Source organism: Microbacterium proteolyticum, assembly GCF_014192415.1.
GTDB classification, from domain to species: domain Bacteria; phylum Actinomycetota; class Actinomycetes; order Actinomycetales; family Microbacteriaceae; genus Microbacterium; species Microbacterium proteolyticum.
On the sequence record NZ_JACHXY010000001.1, the window covers coordinates 255,417 to 273,054 of the forward strand.

Below are 17,638 nucleotides of genomic sequence, written 5' to 3' on the forward strand. Positions count from 1 at the left end.
CGGAGGCCGGTTGGGGTGTGCATCTCCGAGGGCATCGGGGGTAGGAGCCCCGCTCTGCTCTCGGAGTTGCACACCCCGCAGGCCGAAGCGGGAGCCGCGCCCCGTGGCACGACTCCCGCACGACGATCAGCCTCGCGGCTTCTCGATCAGTTCGGTCGTCTCGATCTCGTCACCGATCTGGATGTCGTTGAACTTGCCGAGACCGATACCGGCCTCGAAGTCCGTACGGACCTCGGTGACGTCGTCCTTGAAGCGGCGCAGCGACTCGATGGCCAGGCCATCGGCCAGCACGACACCATCGCGGATGACGCGAGCCTTGGCGTTTCGCGTGATCGTTCCCGACCGCACGATGACACCGGCGATGTTGCCGAACTTCGAGGAGCGGAACACCTCGCGGATCTCGGCGACACCCGACTGCACCTCTTCGAACTCCGGCTTGAGCAGGCCCTTGAGCGACTGCTCGACGTCGTCGATCGCGTTGTAGATGACCGAGTAGAACCGCACGTCGACACCCTCGCGGGCGGCGCGCTCACGGGCCTTCGTGTCGGGACGGACGTTGAAGCCGATCACGATCGCGTTGTCGATCGTGGCCAGATTGATGTCCGACTCGGTGATCGCACCCACACCGCGGTGGATGATGCGCAGCTGGACGCTGTCATCGACCTCGATCTTGAGCAGCGATTCCTCGAGCGCCTCGACGGCACCGGACACGTCACCCTTGATGATGAGGTTGAGCGACTCGACCTTGCCCTCTTCGAGAGCACGGGTGAAGTCCTCGAGCGAGATGCGCTTGCGGGCCTTGGCCAGCTGGGCGTTGCGCTGAGCGGCTTCACGCTTCTCGGCGATCTGACGGGCCGTTCGGTCCTCCTCGGCGACGATGAAGACATCGCCGGCGCGGGGCACGGAGTTCAGACCCTGCACCGACACGGGACGCGAGGGGTAGGCCTCGTCGACGGCGTCGCCGTTCTCGTCCATCATCGCGCGGACGCGGCCGTACGCGGTGCCCGCGACGATCGCGTCTCCGACGCGCAGCGTTCCCGACTGGATGAGCACCGTGGCGACCGAACCGCGACCCTTGTCGAGCTTCGCTTCGATCGCGACACCGCGGGCTGCCTTGTTCGGGTTGGCCGTGAGGTCGAGCCCGGCATCTGCGGTGAGCAGCACCGCATCCAGAAGAGCCTGGATGTTGAGGTTCTCTCGGGCCGACACGTCGACGAACATGACGTCTCCGCCGTACTCCTCGGCGACCAGGCCGTACTCGGTGAGCTGCTGGCGCACCTTGGCGGGGTTGGCGTCGGGCTTGTCGACCTTGTTGACCGCGACCACGATCGGCACGTTCGCCGCCTGGGCGTGGTTCAGCGCCTCGACCGTCTGGGGCATGATGCCGTCGTCGGCCGCGACCACGAGGATCGCGATGTCGGTCACCTGCGCACCACGGGCACGCATGGCGGTGAACGCCTCGTGACCAGGGGTGTCGATGAAGGTGATCGCGCGCTCGATGCCCTCGTGCTCGGTCCAGATCTGGTACGCACCGATGTGCTGCGTGATGCCACCGGCTTCGCCCGCGACCACGTTGGTCTGACGGATGGCGTCGAGCAGTCGCGTCTTTCCGTGGTCGACGTGACCCATGACGGTGACCACGGGAGGACGGATCTCGAGATCGTCCTCGCTCTCGGCCTCGAGCTCGGCATCGAGGTCGAGACCGAAGCCCTCGAGGAGCTCCTTGTCTTCGTCCTCGGGCGAGACCATCTGGATCTTGTAGCCGAGCTCGGCGCCGAGCACCTCGAAGGTGGCCTCGTCGAGCGACTCGGTCGCGGTGGCCATCTCGCCCAGGTTGAACAGGATGGTCACGAGCGTGCCGGGCTGCACGTTGTAGCCGCGCAGGGCCTCGAGCTTGTCGGCGAAGTCCGAGATCGAGGCGCCGCGACGCAGGCGGATGATCTCGCCGTTGCCCTTCGAGACGTTTACGCCGCCGACGACCGGCGCCGACCGCATCTCGAATTCCTGCCGCTTCGCCCGACGCGACTTGCGCTGCTTGGACTTGCCGCCGCCCTTACCGAAGGCACCCGCGGTTCCACCGCCGGGACCACGGCCGCGACCGCCACCGCCGCCGGGGCGGCCTGCGAAGCCGCCACCACCGGGAGCGCCGGGGGCACCACCGGGACGCTGGAAGCCGCCACCGGCACCGCCGGGACGACCGGGGCCGCCGGGACGCTGCTGGAACGGAGCGCCCGGACGACCGGCACCGCCGGGTCGACCTGCACCACCGGGGCGCGGGGCACCGGGACGCGGGGCACCGGGACGCGGGGCCTGCGGGCGAGGGATGTTGCCGGGAGTCGGCCGCTGCCCCATACCCTGCGCCGAGGCGAAGGGGTTGTTACCGGGACGGGGACCGGAGGGCCGCTGGCCCATGCCCTGCGCCGAGGCGAAGGGGTTGTTGCCGGGACGGGCGCCACCGGGACGCGGGGGCGAGCTGGGGCCGGGCTTGGGGGCCGTCGAGCCCGGGCTCGGCGGCGACGACGGGGTGGCCGGCGCTGCCGCAGCGTCCGCGACGGGCGTGGCCGCGGGTGCGGCCGGAGCGGGGGTGGTCTCTGCGGGAGCCGATGCAGCCGGGGCGGCCACGGGTTCGGCCGGAGCCGCGGGCTCGGCCGCAGCGGCGGGCTTCGCGGGTCCCGGGCGGGGGCCCGACGGGCGGGCGCCGGGGGTCGCCGCGGGACGCGCGGGTCCGGGGCGAGCGCCGGATGCGGGACGCGCCGCGGGCGCGGCGGACTTGGCATCCGAGGATCCCGAGGAGCTCTCGGCCGCGAGGGCGGCGCGGAGCTTACGAGCCACGGGGGGCTCGATGGTGGATGAGGGGCTCTTGACGAATTCGCCGAGCTCCTTCAGCTTCGCAAGCGCGACCTTGCTGTCGACGCCGAGTTCGGAAGCGATCTCGTGCACGCGTGGTTTTGCCACAATTCTCCTGTCTGAGGGCCTACCCCGGACAGGGCAGACCGCTAGTTGCGGACGGGTCTCATTTCGAGCCGTTCACTTCGTGTCCATAGCCGTTCAGCCTTTTCGCTGGTGGTGTGATTCGAAGGTCTGCGTGTCAAGCGGGCCTGACACACGCAATGCTCGTACGAAGGCGCGACGCGTGAGAGCCTTCCTCACGCACGCGTCCGTCTCGTGCACCCACGCTCCCCGTCCCGGGAGGACCGCTCGCTCGTCAGCGACGAGGATCGATCCGTGGGCGACCACACGCAGAAGCGCGGATCGGGGGGCGCGTGCGCGGCATCCGACGCACGTTCGTACTGGTTCCATCGTACACCTCGCCGTCGCCTCAGCGACGGATGCTCAGTTGTCTTCGAGGATGCTGTCGGGCTGGATGTCGATCTTGGCGCCGGTCAGTTTCGCCGCGAGACGGGCGTTCTGCCCCTCTTTGCCGATGGCGAGCGACAGCTGGTAGTCGGGTACCAGCGCGCGAACGGCCTTGGTCGACGCGTCGAGGACGAACGAGGAGGTCACCTTGGCCGGCGACAGGGCGTTGGCGACGAAGCGGGGCAGTTCGGCGTCGTAGTCGATGATGTCGATCTTCTCGCCCGCGAGCTCTTCGGTGACCGCGCGCACGCGGCGGCCGAGCTCACCGATGCAGGCGCCCTTCGCGTTGACCGTCGGGTCGTTCGCCTTGACGGCGATCTTCGAGCGATGGCCGGCCTCGCGGGCGAGCGACACGATCTCGACGAGACCCGCGGCGATCTCGGGGACCTCGAGCGCGAAGAGCTTGCGCACCAGACCGGGGTGGGTGCGCGACACGGTGATCTGCGGGCCCTTGTTGCCCTTCGAGACGCTGGTGACGTACACGCGCAGACGCGAGCCGTGCGAGTACGTCTCGCCGGGCACCTGCTCCTCGGGCGGGAGGATCGCCTCGACGGTGCCGAGGTCGACGTGCACCATGCGCGGGTTCGGACCCTGCTGCACGACGCCCGCGACGATGTCACCCTCTTTTCCGCGGAACTCCCCCAGCACGGCGTCGTCGGCGATGTCGCGCAGACGTTGGCTGATGACCTGCTTCGCGGCGAACGCCGCAATGCGGCCGAAGTCGTCGGGCGCCTGCTCCTCTTCGCCGATGACGGCGCCCTCTTCGTCGGTGACGGGGGTGAAGATGCCCACGTGACCGGTCTTGCGATCGAGCGATGCGCGCGCACCCTCGGGGATCTCACCGCTGGGCGAGATGTGCTTCGCGTAGGCGGTCAGGATCGCCTGCTCGATGATGCGCGCGAGTTCGTCGAAGGGGATCTCCTTCTCGCGTTCGATCGTCTTCAGAAGTGCGAGATCGATGTCCACAAGGCCCTCCGTTATTCAGCTCTCGTCGACGCGACCGGCGCCGACAACCCTCCTACGATACCCGGGATGCGGTGCCGCCCGCGACCCGCGGGCCGCTCCGGCCCCGGTCGTCCAGCCGTTTCCCGGCATCGGGTCGCGTGCGACGGGCCGCTGCGAGCGCGTCCCCGCTCCGGCGGGACACACCGCAGGAGCCGCGGCCCCGACCCGCGCCATCTTCCGCTCGTCTCCGGCCATGCGCCACCGGATCTCCTGCGTCGTGCCCGCCGCCGTCGCTCAGAGCAGCTCGAGAGGGTTCGCCGCGAGCTTCGCCACCACGCCCCCGTCGACGAGCCTCCGCGCTGCGGTGTCGGGCTTGCGCGATGCCTGGTCCACGACGCACGCGCCGAACTCCGCTGCCAGAGCGCCGCGGGGGTGCGCTGCGAGCACCTCTCGGACGAACACCTCGGGCAGATCGCCCGGGCGCGATCCCGAGATATCGAGCGCGGTCGCCGTCTCGAGCAGGTGGCCCTCGGCATCCATCGACGGGTCCACGCTCGGCCAGTTGTGGCGCACGATCACGTCGAGCACGCGGTGCCGCCGCTCCCGCGCCCATCCGGCCCCGGCCGTGAGGGCGATCCCGACGTGTCCACCCGCGTGCTCGTACGACAGCGAGTGGTTGTCGAACTCGGTCACGGTGCCGATGTCGTGGAGCACGGCGGAGACGTAGAGCAGTTCGCGGTCGACGCCCGTGACGCCGTCGACGAGGGCGAACGCCTCCGCCCACAGCCATGAACGCAGTGCGTGCGCGGTGAGGGCGGGCGTCTGGTACTCGGTCGCGAGCGCCAGGGCGCCGCGGGCGGCGGTGGTGTCGGGCACGGGGATGTCGCTGATGCGCACGGGGCCTCCGGGGTCGGTGAACCTCGACTCTCGCGTGCCCCGACCGGCTCCGGTAGACCCCCTCCGGTCAGCGATCGGCGACTTCCTGCCACAGGCGTGCACAACGCAGGAGTTTCGGCGATGCAGGCCGCTCGGGCTCCGTCTCCCTGCGTCGCCGCGCGGTCACACCGAACTTCTCCTGCGTTGTGCACGCGACGACGGCAGCAGGATGGCGCGACGACGACAGAGGATGGCGCGACGACGGCAGCAGGATGGAGCGACGACGGCAGCAGGATGCCGCGACCCTCGGGCCGCGGCACCGGAGCACATCAGCTGACCGGCGTGGCGTGCCAGATGCGCTCGAGGTAATCGCGCATGGCGCGATCCGACGAGAAGTAGCCGCTTCGTGCGACGTTGAGGATCGCCGAGCGCACCCAGGAATCCTGATCGGCGTACGCGGCGTCGACGCGATCTTGCGCGTCGAGGTACGACCGGAAGTCGGCGAGCGCCATGAAGCGGTCGTCGTAGAGCAGGTTCGACACGAGCGGTTCGAAGACCGAGCGGTCGCCGTCGGAGAACGCTCCGGACGCGATGAGGTCGATGGCTCGACGCAGTTCTTCGTCGTCCTGGTAGAAGTCGGCCGGGCGATAGCCCTCGGCCCATAGCGCCTCGACCTCGGGTTCGCTCATGCCGAACAGGAAGAAGTTGTCGTCGCCGACGAGCTTGCGGATCTCGACGTTCGCGCCGTCGTCGGTGCCGATGGTGAGGGCGCCGTTCAGCGCGAGCTTCATGTTTCCCGTGCCCGACGCCTCTTTGCCGGCCAGCGAGATCTGCTCCGACAGGTCGGCGGCCGGAATGATGCGCTCGGCGAGGGTGACGTTGTAGTTGGCGGGGTAGAGCACCTTGAGCTTGCCCTTGACGCGCTCGTCGGCGCTCACGACCTCGCCGACGGCATTGATCAGGTGGATGATCCGCTTGGCCATACCGTAGCCGGGAGCAGCCTTGGCGCCGAAGAGGAACGTGCGCGGCTGCACGGCATCCACGTCGAGACGGCCCGACACGATGCCCTCGTAGGTGCTGACGATGTGCAGCACCTTCAGCGTCTGCCGCTTGTACTCGTGAAGGCGCTTGATCATCACGTCGAGCATGTGACCGTCGTCGAGCGGGGCCTCCCCCCGCGCCTCCAGCACGCGGCTCAGGCGTCGCTTGTTCGAGGCCTTCACCGCGGCGAAGCGCTCGCGGAAGTCGACGTCGTCGGCGAGGGCCTCCAGGCCCCGGAGGCGTTCGAGGTCGACGGTCCATCCCGCGCCGAGTGCTTCGGTTATGAGGTCGGACAGCTCGGGGTTGGCCAGACGCAGGAACCGGCGGGGGGTGACGCCGTTCGTGACGTTGGTGAACTTGTCGGGCCACATCTCGGCGAAGTCCTTGAGCACGTTGTCGCGCAGCAGCTGCGAGTGGAGCTCGGCGACACCGTTGACCTTGGAACCCGCGACCGTGGCGAGGTACGCCATCCGCACGGATCGGGAGGGGTGCTCGCCGATGATCGACATGTTGCGGATGAGCATCTCGTCGTCGCCGAAACGCTCGCGCACCTCGAGGAGGAACTCGTCGTTGATGCGGTAGATGATCTCCAGGTGCCGCGGCAGCAGACGCCCGAGCAGGTCGACCGACCAGACTTCGAGGGCCTCGGGCAGCAACGTGTGGCAGGTGTAGGCGAAGCACTTCTGCGTGATGGCCCACGCGGCATCCCATTCGAGCTTCTTCTCGTCGACCAGGACGCGCATGAGCTCGGGGACGCCGATGACGGGGTGCGTGTCGTTGAGCTGGAAGATGACGCGCTCGGGCAGCTTCTCGATGTCGAAGTCGTCGGGCAGCACGTTTCCAATGAAGTCGGCGATGGAGGCGGCGACGAAGAAGTACTGCTGCTGCAGACGGAGCTCTTTGCCCTGGGGCGTGGAGTCCTCGGGGTAGAGCACCTTGGAGATGTTCTCGGCGAAGGTCTGCGCGCGCACCGACTCGACGTAGTCGCCGGAGTTGAAGGTGTGCAGGTCGAAGGCGTTGGTGGCCACCGCACGCCACAGGCGCAGGGTGTTGACGCGACCGTTGTGGTAACCGGGCACCATCATGTTGTACGGCACCGCGAGGACGTTCCACTCGGGGACCCAGCGGGTGCGCTCGACGCCGTCGTCGTCATAGGTCTCGGTGGTGCCGGCGAACGAGATGGTCTGCGCGGCCTCGGGGTGGGCGAAGTCCCACGGCGAGCCCATGCGCAGCCAGGCGTCGGGCTGCTCGATCTGCTGGCCGTCGGCGAATGCCTGGCGGAAGATGCCGTACTCGTAGCGGATGCCGTAGCCGATCGTCGGAACGCTCATGGTCGCGAGCGAGTCGATGAAGCACGCGGCGAGGCGCCCGAGGCCGCCGTTGCCGAGCCCGGGCTCGATCTCGACCTGGCGGAGGTCGTCGATGTCGATGCCGCACTGCGCGAGCGCCTCGGTGGCGATGTCGGTCAAGCGCGAGGCGAGCAGGTTGTTGTCGAGCTGGCGGCCGAGCAGGTACTCGGCGGAGAGATAGCAGACGGTCTTGTTCTGCTGGGCTTTCTGCTGCGCCCGATCGTCGAACCACCGGGCCATCAGGTAGTCGCGCACCGTGTAGGCGAGCGCGAGGTACTGATCGTTGACGTCGGAGGTCGACAGCGTCACGCCCTGATCGAAGTTCAGGTTCTGGAGGAACTGTTTCGCGAACCCGTCGACGGATGCCGCGGGGGCGACGACGGGCGCGATGGCCAGCGGGTGGGTGGGGCGCAGCTCAGAGGTGTTCTCGGGCACCTTCCGACCGTAATGAGTCGCGCGCCGCGGTGCCAAGGCGGAACGGGAACGACACACGATCTTCACCCATTCGCCGCATTCCTTGAAGGAACCCCACAGGCGCCCTCCCTTCCCTCCCCCCGGGGACCCGTCTCCCGAGCCCAAGCGAGTGGCGCGGTGCGGCAAGAGGCCTTACGGTTCCGGGGTGCCCTCCTCCGCCCGCTCCGTCGCGCGTGACGCCGAGGCCAACCCCGCTTTCCGCGTGGCCGCCCGCGCGGGCTACGTCGCCAACGGCATCCTGCATCTGCTCATCGGCGGGCTGGTGCTCGCCGTGGGTTTCGGCGCCGCAGAGGACACGGATCAGACGGGCGCGTTCCGCGCCGTGGCGGCGCTGCCGCTCGGGGCGCTGGCGCTCGGAGCGCTGGCGGTGGGCCTCGTCGCCCTGGGGTGCTGGCATCTGCTGCAGGCCGTCGCCCCGCGCGGGCTCTCGGGGTGGAAGCGCCTCGCGCGGATCGCCGCCGAAGCACCGCAGGGCATCGTCTTCGTCGTGATCGGCGCGATTTCGGCATCCGTCGCCTTCGGCGCCCGCCCCGACGCCGAGCAGGCCGCCGAGGACGCCAGCGAGGTCGCGCTCACGCTCCCGATCGGCGGGTTCCTCCTGGGGACGGTGGGACTGGCCGTGGCGGGCGTGGGGATCGGCTTCGGATGGATGGGCCTCCGGCGCTCGTTCCACAACAAGGTGCGGCTGCCCGACGGCGTGGGAGGGCACGTGCTCAGCGCACTGGCAGTGGGGGGCTTCCTCGCGAAAGGCGTGGCGCTCGTGATCGTGGGGGTGCTGCTGGTTATCGCCGCGGTGCGGATCGAACCCGACACCGCGGGCGGCCTCGACGGGGCCGTGTCCGCGCTGATCGCACTGCCCGCGGGCCCGTTCCTGGCCCTGCTCGTGGGGTTCGGGTTCCTCGCGTACGGCGTGTTCACGATCTTTCGCGCGCGCTATGCGCGGTTGGACGCGTGAGCGGCGACGTCGTGCCTCAGCGACGGGAGGCACAATGCAGGAGTCTCGCGTCACGTCCACCCGAGCGGCCTGTGCGTCCGCGTGCCTCCGCCCGCTGACGACCGGATCTCCTGCGTTGTGCTTGACGACCTGCGGCGCCGGCCGAGGGCGCTGGGGCGAGGTGGGCCTCCGACTCAGTCGAGGGCGGGGTCGCGTCCGGTGCGCTCGCCCGTGTCGAGCCCCGCGATGGCGGCGCGATCGTCGGCGTCGAGGGTGAAGTCGAACACGTCGCCGTTCTCACGGATCCGCTCGAGCGACACCGACTTGGGGAACACCACCAACCCCCGGTCGAGGTGCCAGCGCACCACGACCTGCGCCGGGGTCTTGCCGTATCGTTCGGCGATCCGCACGAGCACGGGCTCGTCGAGAAGTCCGCCGCGCGCCAGCGGTGCCCACGACTCCGTGACGATGCCGTTCGCGGCGTCCCAGTCGACGAGTGCGTCCTGCGGGAAGCGCGGGTGCAACTCGACCTGGTTGACCGCCGGGAGCACACCGGTCTCGTCGCGGAGGCGCTCGAGGTGCGGGATCGCGAAGTTGCTGACGCCGATCGAGGTCGCCCGCCCCTCCTGCTGCAATCGCAGCAGAGCGCGCCACGTGTCGACGTACCGGTCGGCGCTGGGGATGGGCCAGTGGATGAGATACAGATCGACCCGGTCGAGGCCCAGGCGCGCGCTGCTCGCGTCGAACGCACGCAGCGTCGCGTCGAAGCCCTGGTCGTCGTTCCACACCTTGGTGGTGACGAAGACCTCGTCGCGGTCGAGGCCCGAAGCACGAAGCCCCTCACCGACTTCGGTCTCGTTGCCGTAGAGGGCGGCGGTGTCGACGTGGCGATAGCCCGCGGCCAACGCACCCTCGACGAGGTCGGCGGTGACGTCGGCGGGCACCTTGTAGGTGCCGATGCCGAGCTGCGGGATCGTGGAGCCGTCGGACAGCGACAGGCGGGGGGCGGCGATCATGGCATCCACGCTACCGGCGTGCACGCCCGGGAAAGGCGGAACGGCATCCCCCGGACGTCCGTCGAGGGGATGCCGCGCCGCGAGACTCTCAGCGGGTGAGCGCCGCCACCGCGTCCGAGACCGAGACGGTGTCGCGCTCGCCCGTGCGGCGGTCCCAGAGCTCGACCTGGCCCTCGGCGGCACCGCGACCGACGATGAGGATACGCGGGATGCCGACAAGCTCCGCGTCGCCGAATTTCACGCCGGGCGAGACCTTGGGGCGGTCGTCGTAGAGCACGTCGAGCCCAGCGGCCTCGAGCTGCTCGGAGACGGATGCCGCGAGCTCGAACGCGACCGTGTCACGGCCGGTGGCCACGACGTGCACGTCGAACGGGGCGACCGACTCGGGCCAGATGAGTCCCTTGGCGTCGTTGTTGAGCTCGGCGATGATCGCAAGGATGCGGGTGACGCCGATGCCGTAGGAGCCCATCGTGACGGTGGCGAGCTTGCCGTTCTCGTCGAGCACCTTCAGCCCGAGCGCCTCGGCATACTTGCGGCCGAGCTGGAACACGTGACCGATCTCCATGCCCCGCGCCAGTTCCACCGGGCCGGAGCCGTCGGGAGCCGGGTCGCCGGGTCGGACGGTCGCGACCTCGACGAAGCCGTCGCCGACGAAGTCGCGGCCGGCGACGAGGGAGTGCACGTGCTTCTGGTCGACGTTGGCGCCGGTGATCCAGGCAGTGCCGTCGACCACGCGGGGGTCGAGCACGTAGCGGATCTTCGTGGCCGACTCCTCGCCCAGCACGGGGCCGGTCGGCGACCAGGGGCCGATGTAGCCCTTGACCAGCAGCGGGTTCTTGGCGAAGTCCTCGTCGGTCGCGGCCTCGACGTCGGCGGGCGCGAAGGCCACCTCGACGCGTTTGTCGTCGACGTCGCGATCACCGGGCAGGCCGACGACGACGAGCTCGCGTGTGCCGTCGAGATGGGTCAGCGCCAGTACGACGTTCTTCAAGGTGTGGGCGGCGGTCCACGCGGTCGCCTCGGCGGTCGCCGGTCCGGCGATGCCGGGGGCGGGCGCGTCGAGGTGGGCGTTCGAGTGGTCGACGAGCGTTGCGATCGTCGGCGTGTTCGGCGAGTCGAAGATCTTCGGCTCCGGCCGACCCTCGATCGGCAACGCCTCGGGCGCGACGGTCGTGAACGCCTCGACGTTGGCGGCGTACCCGCCGGCCGAGCGCACGAAGGTGTCCTCGCCGATGGGGGTCGGGTGCAGGAACTCCTCCGACTTCGACCCGCCCATCGCCCCCGCGTCGGCCGCGACGATGACGTACTCGAGACCCAGGCGCGTGAAGATGCGCTCGTAGGCGTCGCGCTGGGCCTGGTAGGAGGCGTCGAGTCCGGCATCCGTGGCGTCGAACGAGTACGCGTCCTTCATCGTGAACTCGCGGCCGCGCAGGAGGCCGGCGCGGGGCCGCGCCTCGTCGCGGTACTTGTCCTGGATCTGGTACAGCGTCAGCGGCAGGTCTTTGTACGACGAGTAGAGGTCCTTCACCAGCAGGGTGAACATCTCCTCGTGCGTGGGCGCGAGCAAGTAGTCTGCGCCCTTCCGGTCCTGGAGGCGGAACAGCGCATCGCCGTACTCGTCCCAGCGGCCGGTGACCTCGTAGGGCTCACGCGGCAGCAGCGCCGGGAAGTGCACCTCGAAGGCCCCGGCGTTCGCCATCTCTTCGCGAACGACCGTCTCGATCTTGGCCTTGACCTTCAGGCCCAGCGGCAGCCACGCGAAGATGCCCGGGGCGTTGCGGCGGATGTAACCGGCGCGCACGAGCAGACGGTGGCTCGTGACCTCGGCATCCGAGGGATCTTCGCGGAGCGTGCGGAGGAAGTAGTTCGACAGACGGGTGACCACGAGAGTCGAGTCTATGGCGCGCGGGAGGATCCGGAGGATGCCGCGGGCTGAGCCGGGAGAAGCGATGACGGACGCGGCGACGTGCCGCTCATCCGCTGCTCGCGCCGCGCGGTCACGTCGACACCGACCGCTCATCAGGGCGGTTCCGGACGAACGCTCCCCCCGGATCGCGACATAGCCTGGAGCGATGACCACGATCCTGCTCACGGGTTTCGAGCCGTTCGCGGGCGACGCCACGAATCCGTCCGGCGACGCGGTGAACGCGGTCGCCGCGGGCTGGCGCGGGCCGGAGCGGCTGGTCGTCGAGGTGCTGCCGGTCGCGTTCGACGAGGCGGCGGTGCGGCTGCGTGCGCTCATCGCCGACCACCGCCCCGACATCGTCGTCGCGACGGGGCTCGCCGGTGGACGCAGCCACGTCACGCCCGAGCGGGTGGCGATCAACCTCGCCGATGCGCGCATCCCCGACAACGACGGCGCGCAGCCCGTCGACCTGCCGGTGGTGTCCGGCGGCCCCGCCGCTCATTTCGCGACGATCCCCGTCAAGGCCATCGCAGCGGCCGTGGCCGACGCCGGCATCCCGTCCGCCGTCTCCCACTCCGCCGGCACGTTCGTGTGCAATCACGTCATGTTCACCGCACTGGATGCCGCCACGCCCGGCGTGCGGGCCGGGTTCGTGCACGTGCCGTACGCGCGCGAAGACGCCCCCGAAGGCGCCCCCGCGCTGCCCCTCGCCGACATCGCGCGGGCGCTCGAGATCGCGGTGCGCACCTGTGTCGAGGTGGCGGACGACCTCTCGACCCCGGCGGGCGCCCTGCACTGAGGGAGAGGCCGGGCTCAGCCCGCACGACTCCCCCGCCGGCGCCCTGTTCGAGCACGCCCCGCGAGCGCAGCCCACAGGGCTCCCCAAGAGCCGCCCGCCCGAGAGCGCCCCGGTAGTCTCAGCCCGCGCGCCGCCCCACGTGCAGCACGGCGCGCACGACGAGTCCGGCCACCAGCGCCCAGAACGCCGCGCTCACCCCGAACACCGCGATCCCGGATGCCGCGACGAGGAACGTCACGACCGCCGGCACCCGCTCGCCCGGATCGTCGATGGCCTGCTGAACCGCCGACCCGAACGCGCCGAACAGCGCGACGCCCGCGACGGCGGGGATGACGCCGGCGGGGGCCAGCAGCACGATGGCGGCGAATGCCGCGGACAGCGCTCCCAGCACCAGATAGGTACCGCCCGCGGAGACGCCGGCGACCCACCGCCGCTTCGGGTCGGGGTGCGAATCCGGCCCCGCGGCGATCGCCGCGCTGATCGCCCCGAGGTTCATCGCGTGCCCGCCGAAGCCGGCGGCGGCGGCCGATCCGAGCCCGGTGACGAGCATGGCCGGACGCCACGGGATCGTGTAACCGAGGCTGCGCATGACGGCGACTCCCGGCACGTTCTGCGACGCCATCGTCACCACGAACAGCGGCAGGGCGATCCCGACGACCGATCCCACGGTGAGGGTCGGGAGGGTGAGCTCGAGCCGGGGCAACAGGGTCGTGGCATCCATCTCGACGCCCGTGCGGGCGAGTTCGACGGCGACCACGGCGATCGCTGCGACGAAGGCCAGAGGAACCGCCCAGCGCGGCAGGAGACGGGATGCCACGAGCCAGACGATCAACACCGGGGCGACGCCCCATGGGTCTTCCACCACCCCGACGAACGGCGCCACGCACAGCGGGAGCAGTACACCCGCGAGCATCGCCTGGGCGATGGACGGCGGTATGCGGGCGATCAGTGCGCCGAGCGGGGGGAAGAGCGCCGTGCACAGGATGAGCGCCGCCGACACGAGGAACCCGCCCACGACCGCCGACCAGCCCCCGTCGACCGAGCCCGTGGCCGCGAGCAACGCCACGCCCGGCGTCGACCACGCGACGGTGATCGGGATGCGATAGCGCCCGGCGAGCAGGATGCAGCCGAGGCCGACGACGAGCGTGATGGCGAGCAGGCCGCTCGCCGCCTGCTCGGGAGTGGCGCCCACGGCCCGCAGGCCGGTCAGGACGACCGCGAAGGTGCTGGTGAAGCCGACGAGGGCGGTGACGACCCCGGCGATGAGCGGGCGGGCGAGAGAGGCGGCGGGAGTCTCGGTCATGACGATCCCGACGCTAGCGGAACCCCGCTCCGCGCCGCCGACGCCGTTGCGCGCGGCGGCCGGGTGTACGCCGGCTCAGGCCGTGACGACCTGCGCGGTGCCGGGGGTGGCGTCGGGGCCCATCTCGTCGGCGAGGCGGTTGGCCTCCTCGATGAGCGTCTGCACGATCTCTGCCTCGGGCACGGTCTTGACGACCTGACCCTTAACGAAGATCTGGCCCTTGCCGTTGCCGGATGCCACGCCCAGGTCGGCGTCGCGCGCTTCACCGGGGCCGTTGACGACGCAGCCCATGACGGCCACGCGCAGCGGCACGGTCAGGTCTTTCAGCCCCTCGGTGACGTCGTCGGCGAGGGTGTAGACGTCGACCTGCGCACGGCCGCAGGAGGGGCACGAGACGATCTCGAGCTTGCGCTCGCGCAGGTTGAGCGACTGCAGGATCTGGTGGCCGACCTTCACCTCTTCGGCGGGCGGTGCCGACAGCGAGACGCGGATGGTGTCGCCGATGCCCTCCGAGAGCAGGATGCCGAAGGCGGTGGCGCTCTTGATCGTGCCCTGGAACGCCGGCCCCGCCTCGGTCACGCCGAGGTGCAGCGGCCAGTCGCCCCGCTCGGACAGCATGCGGTACGCCTTCACCATGACGATGGGGTCGTTGTGCTTCACCGAGATCTTGAAGTCGTGGAAGTCGTGCTCCTCGAACAGCGAGGCCTCCCACACGGCGCTCTCCACCAGCGCCTCGGGCGTGGCCTTGCCGTACTTCTCCAGCAGACGCCGGTCGAGGGAGCCGGCGTTCACGCCGATACGCAGCGACACGCCGGCGGCCTTGGCGGCGGCGGCGATGGCGCCGACCTGGTCGTCGAACTTGCGGATGTTGCCCGGGTTCACGCGCACCGCGCCGCAGCCGGCGTCGATCGCCTGGAAGACGTACTTCGGCTGGAAGTGGATGTCGGCGATGACCGGGATCTGGCTCTTCTTCGCGATGATGTGCAGCACATCCGCGTCATCCTGCGACGGCACCGCCACGCGCACGATCTCGCAACCGGATGCCGTGAGCTCGGCAATCTGCTGGAGCGTGGCGTTGATGTTGGTGGTCGGGGTCGTGCACATGGACTGCACGCTGACCGGCGCACTACCGCCGACGAGCACCTTGCCGACCTTGATCTGACGAGTCTTCCGACGAGGCGCGAGGACCTCCGGCACGCGGGGCATCCCGATGTTCACTGCAGGCACGCCGTTCAGCCTACGCCCCGGGCCCCGCACGGGGGCTGAAGACGCCCTGTGGTAGGTTCGGCGCCATGCGCGCGTACACACCCTGGTGGCCCACCGTCTAGGCGGTGCGCACGCATGCAACAGACCGCCCTCCCCCTGGGGAACCCGGGCGGTCTTCGTGTTTTCGGCGGCCGCTTTGGACCCTCCCTCACAGACGGAAAGACTCTCGATGACCGGGCCCGACCCCTCCTCCCTGCTCCTCGACCTCGCCGACGGCACCGCCCCCTTCGCGTTGATCGCCCGCGATGGCGCGACCGTCGAGGTGCTCACCGGTGACGTCGTCGACGTCGACCTGCTCGCCGACATCCCGCTCGTGGATGCCGCCGGTACCGCGCGCGAAGTCCTCGCCCTCGTCCCGTACCGGCAGGTGCGCGAACGCGGCTTCGTCTGCCACGACGACGGCGCCCCGCTGCGCTGTCTCGTCATCGACGAGCGCGTGGCCGTCCCGCGCGCGGAGGCCATGGCATCCCTTCCCTCCTCCCCCGTGCCACTGGCCGGAGCCGGCTTCGACATCGCCGACGAGGAGTACGCGGGCATCGTCCGTCGCGTCATCGCCGAGGAGATCGGTCGCGGCGAGGGCGCCAACTTCGTCATCCGCCGTGATTTCGTCGCCGGGGTCGACGTCGATCCGCGGATCGCGGCGCTGACGTGGTTCCGCGCGCTGCTCGAGCACGAGAAGGGCGCCTACTGGACCTTCGCCGTCGTCACCGACGGGCACATCGCGGTCGGCGCGAGCCCCGAGGCGCACGTCAGCGCCAAGGACGGCATCGTCACGATGAACCCCATCTCGGGCACCTTCCGTCACCCCGCGGGCGGCGCGACGGCCGACACGCTGGCGGAGTTCCTGCGCTCGACCAAAGAGACCGAAGAGCTCTTCATGGTCGTCGACGAGGAGCTGAAGATGATGAGCGCCGTCTGCAGCGACGGCGGACGCATCACCGGCCCCCATCTGAAAGAGATGTCGCGCCTCACGCACACTGAGTACATGTTGCGCGGGCGCAGCGACCTGGACCCCCGCGACATCCTGCGCGAGACGATGTTCGCGCCCACGGTCACCGGCTCCCCCATGCAGAACGCGTGCACGGTCATCGCGCGCCACGAGACTGCGCCGCGCGGCTACTACTCCGGCGTCGCCGCGCTGTTCACCCCGAACGGTGCGACCGAGGGCCCCACGCACGACCTCGACGCGCCGATCCTCATCCGCACCGCGTATCTCGTCGACGGACGCCTCCGTGTGCCGGTCGGTGCGACGCTCGTGCGCCACTCCGACCCGTACGGCGAGGTGGGCGAGACCCACGGCAAGGCCGCGGGAGTGCTCGGCGCTATCGGGGCGATCCCCCGCGACAGCACGCCGGCCGCGCCCGTCCCGGCGGCGCCCGCCGACGCCGACCCCGACGCCCCCGTTGCACCGCGCCGTCCGCTGGGCGAGGATCCCGCGATCGCCGAGCTGTTGGCCTCGCGCAACGACCGCCTCGCGCCGTTCTGGATGAACCCGCAGGACCCCGACGGCTCCGGTCCCTTCGCCGGCCGCACGGCTCTCGTCGTGGATGCCGAGGACCGTTTCACCACGATGCTCGCCCATCAGCTGCGCCACCTCGGCCTGGACACCCGCATCGTGCACTGGTCGGAGGTGACGGATGCCGAGATCGACGCCGCCGACCTCGTCGTCTCGGGCCCCGGGCCCGGCGACCCGCGCGACGACAGTCCCCGCATGAGTGCGATGCGCCGCGTCGTTTCGCGCCGCCTGCACAGCCGTTCCCCGCTGCTCGCCGTGTGCCTGAGTCATCAGATCCTCGCCGACCAGCTCGGCATCGACCTCGCTCCCCTGGCGCAGCCGCACCAGGGTCTGCAGAAGAGCGTCGACCTGTTCGGTGAAGACGCGTCGATCGGGTTCTACAACACCTTCACCGCGCGCGTGGCCCCCGGGACCACCGAGCGCGGCTTGCGGGTCGGGGGCGTGAGGGCGAACGGGGAGGCGTCCGGTGCGGAGTCGCCGCTCCCCCTCGCCGTCGATCCCGAAACGCTCACGCTCGATCTGCCCGCCGAGGTCGCGGCCGACCCCGAGACCGGTGACGTCTACGCGATGCGCGGGCGGGAGTTCGCCAGCGTGCAGGGGCACCTCGAATCGATCCTGTCGCGCGACGGCATGCGCACGCTGGAGCGCCTGATCTCCCACGCCCTCTGACCCGGGCGTCCACGGTCCACTCGTCGGTCCGGGTCCGAGCTCCGGCGGGACACAACGCAGGAGATGCGGCCGCAGATGCCGTGACGTGCCGGCATCCCGCGTCGGTGCGGAAGGATCTCCTGCGTTGTGTCCGGCGACGGGCACGCGGTCGCCGGGGACTCGCTCGGCCCGCGCGGGGACGGCGACC

Annotated in this window: 12 protein-coding genes; 3 read left to right on the forward strand and 9 right to left on the reverse strand. The window is 70.3% G+C overall.

Features of this window, described 5'->3' with window-relative positions; all coding sequences use genetic code 11:
• Window positions 1-126: 126 nt before the first annotated feature.
• The 5 genes from infB to FHS07_RS01275 all read right to left on the reverse strand — a co-directional run bounded on the left by infB (window position 127) and on the right by FHS07_RS01275 (window position 8,003).
• Window positions 127-2,955, reverse strand: coding sequence for a translation initiation factor IF-2 (gene infB, locus FHS07_RS01255; RefSeq protein WP_183418103.1), 2,829 nt, complete (start codon window positions 2,953-2,955; stop codon window positions 127-129).
• A 93-nt stretch (window positions 2,956-3,048) separates the two neighbouring features.
• Window positions 3,049-3,300 carry a YlxR family protein gene (locus tag FHS07_RS01260; protein ID WP_183418104.1) on the reverse strand — a complete coding sequence of 84 codons (252 nt, stop codon included), beginning with the start codon at window positions 3,298-3,300 and terminating at the stop codon, window positions 3,049-3,051.
• Between the two features lie 33 nt (window positions 3,301-3,333).
• Entirely contained in the window at window positions 3,334-4,323 is a 990-nt protein-coding gene (gene nusA, locus FHS07_RS01265) for a transcription termination factor NusA (protein WP_183418105.1), read from the reverse strand.
• 273 nt (window positions 4,324-4,596) lie between these two features.
• Window positions 4,597-5,199, reverse strand: a complete 603-nt coding sequence (locus tag FHS07_RS01270; protein WP_183418106.1) for an HD domain-containing protein — start codon at window positions 5,197-5,199, stop codon at window positions 4,597-4,599.
• A gap of 308 nt (window positions 5,200-5,507) precedes the next feature.
• Window positions 5,508-8,003, reverse strand: coding sequence for a glycogen/starch/alpha-glucan family phosphorylase (locus FHS07_RS01275; protein WP_183418107.1), 2,496 nt, complete (start codon window positions 8,001-8,003; stop codon window positions 5,508-5,510).
• A gap of 184 nt (window positions 8,004-8,187) precedes the next feature.
• On the opposite strand from FHS07_RS01275, the gene FHS07_RS01280 reads away from it, so the two are divergent.
• On the forward strand, window positions 8,188-8,997 hold the full coding sequence (locus FHS07_RS01280; RefSeq protein ID WP_183418108.1) for a DUF1206 domain-containing protein: 810 nt from the start codon (window positions 8,188-8,190) through the stop codon (window positions 8,995-8,997).
• Window positions 8,998-9,170: 173 nt separating this feature from the next.
• Here FHS07_RS01280 and FHS07_RS01285 read toward each other — a convergent pair whose 3' ends face one another.
• A complete protein-coding gene (locus tag FHS07_RS01285) occupies window positions 9,171-9,992 on the reverse strand; it encodes an aldo/keto reductase (protein WP_183418109.1) in 822 nt (273 codons plus the stop codon).
• Window positions 9,993-10,080: 88 nt separating this feature from the next.
• Window positions 10,081-11,877, reverse strand: coding sequence for a proline--tRNA ligase (locus FHS07_RS01290; RefSeq protein WP_183418110.1), 1,797 nt, complete (start codon window positions 11,875-11,877; stop codon window positions 10,081-10,083).
• Window positions 11,878-12,064: 187 nt separating this feature from the next.
• On the opposite strand from FHS07_RS01290, the gene pcp reads away from it, so the two are divergent.
• A complete protein-coding gene (gene pcp / locus FHS07_RS01295; RefSeq protein ID WP_183418111.1) occupies window positions 12,065-12,697 on the forward strand; it encodes a pyroglutamyl-peptidase I in 633 nt (210 codons plus the stop codon).
• Between the two features lie 118 nt (window positions 12,698-12,815).
• Here the strand turns inward: pcp and FHS07_RS01300 are convergent, their stop codons facing one another.
• Both FHS07_RS01300 and ispG read right to left on the reverse strand, forming a co-directional pair.
• Window positions 12,816-14,000 (reverse strand): benzoate/H(+) symporter BenE family transporter, encoded by a 1,185-nt coding sequence (locus tag FHS07_RS01300; RefSeq protein WP_183418112.1) that lies wholly within the window; start codon window positions 13,998-14,000, stop codon window positions 12,816-12,818.
• A 75-nt stretch (window positions 14,001-14,075) separates the two neighbouring features.
• A complete protein-coding gene (ispG, locus tag FHS07_RS01305) occupies window positions 14,076-15,227 on the reverse strand; it encodes a flavodoxin-dependent (E)-4-hydroxy-3-methylbut-2-enyl-diphosphate synthase (RefSeq protein ID WP_183418113.1) in 1,152 nt (383 codons plus the stop codon).
• 208 nt (window positions 15,228-15,435) lie between these two features.
• On the opposite strand from ispG, the gene FHS07_RS01310 reads away from it, so the two are divergent.
• Window positions 15,436-17,451, forward strand: a complete 2,016-nt coding sequence (locus FHS07_RS01310; RefSeq protein WP_183418114.1) for an anthranilate synthase family protein — start codon at window positions 15,436-15,438, stop codon at window positions 17,449-17,451.
• Window positions 17,452-17,638: the final 187 nt, after the last annotated feature.

Excerpts from the sequence above, each read along its gene's own strand:
- FHS07_RS01260 (WP_183418104.1), bottom strand. The coding sequence starts at position 3,300 with ATGGAACCAGTACGAACGTGCGTCGGATGCCGCGCACGCGCCCCCCGA.
- FHS07_RS01285 (WP_183418109.1), bottom strand. The coding sequence starts at position 9,992 with ATGATCGCCGCCCCCCGCCTGTCGCTGTCCGACGGCTCCACGATCCCG.
- pcp (WP_183418111.1), top strand. The coding sequence starts at position 12,065 with ATGACCACGATCCTGCTCACGGGTTTCGAGCCGTTCGCGGGCGACGCC.
- FHS07_RS01300 (WP_183418112.1), bottom strand. The coding sequence starts at position 14,000 with ATGACCGAGACTCCCGCCGCCTCTCTCGCCCGCCCGCTCATCGCCGGG.
- FHS07_RS01310 (WP_183418114.1), top strand. The coding sequence starts at position 15,436 with ATGACCGGGCCCGACCCCTCCTCCCTGCTCCTCGACCTCGCCGACGGC.